This is a genomic window from Mycobacterium mantenii (assembly GCF_001667865.1).
GTDB lineage: Bacteria > Actinomycetota > Actinomycetes > Mycobacteriales > Mycobacteriaceae > Mycobacterium > Mycobacterium mantenii_A.
Window position 1 is genome coordinate 1 of record NZ_LZJP01000091.1, and the last position, 948, is coordinate 948.

Genomic DNA, 948 nt, shown 5'->3' on the forward strand with positions numbered 1-948 from the left:
GCCGCCGAACAGGCCGCCACCCAGTTCGCCGGCCAGCTCACGCCCGGCATCAACCTCGGGCTGGTCGGCTTCGCCGGCACGCCCTATCTGCTGGTGCCGCCGACCCCGCAACACCAGGCGACCATCGACGCGCTGAAGAAGCTGGATTTCGCCGACAGCACGGCCACCGGCGAAGCGATCTTCACCGCCCTGCACGCGGTGAGCGCCACCGGGGTCGCCGGCGGCGACACTCCCCCGCCGGCCCGCATCGTGCTGCTGTCCGACGGCGGCGAGAACAAGCCCTCCAATCCCGGCGATCCGCACGACGGCGTCTACACCGCGGCGCGGCTGGCCAAGGACGAGGGCGTGCCCATCTCGACGATCTCGTTCGGGACCAAGGGCGGCGAGATCGAGATGGACGGGCAGCGCATCGCCGTCCCGGTGGATGACCAGACGCTGCAGAAGATCTGCGAGATCACCGACGGCCAGTCGTTCCACGCCGACAGCCTGGAATCGCTGAAGAACGTGTACTCGACGCTGCAGCGCCAGATCGGCTACGAAACCGTGAAGGGCGACGCGAGTCTGGCCTGGATGCTGCTCGGCGCCTTCGCCATGGCCGGCGCCATCCTGGCCGGGCTGCTGCTGAACCGCAGGCTGCCCGCCTGAGTGCTCAGCTGGGCAGGCGCCGGTTGATCAGCAGTGCCAGTGCCGTCGCGATCAGGGCGGTCAGCACGCCGAGGCGCAGCCAGCCGGAGCTGCCCGGGCCCGGCACCGTGCGGTAGCCGATCTCGTTCTCGATCGCGTTGTAGCTCTTCTCGAGCTCGCCGAGGTTGGTGGCGGTATAGGACTGCCCGCCGGACAGCTTGGCGACCATCTTCATCTGGTCCGTCGACACCGGGACGGCGATGCGCTGCCCGTCCATCTCGATCTCGCCGCCCTTGGTCCCGAACGAGATCGTCGAGATGGGCA

General features: G+C 69.1%; 1 protein-coding gene and 1 pseudogene. One reads left to right on the top strand and one right to left on the bottom strand.

All coding sequences use genetic code 11. The annotated features are described in order from the left end of the window. Positions 1 to 645 (top strand): VWA domain-containing protein (locus A5688_RS16050; protein WP_068268211.1); only part of this gene is annotated, 645 nt, incomplete at its 5' end. Between the two features lie 4 nt (positions 646 to 649). Here the strand turns inward: A5688_RS16050 and A5688_RS16055 are convergent. Then, a pseudogene (locus tag A5688_RS16055) lies at positions 650 to 948 on the bottom strand (VWA domain-containing protein); the annotation flags it as partial.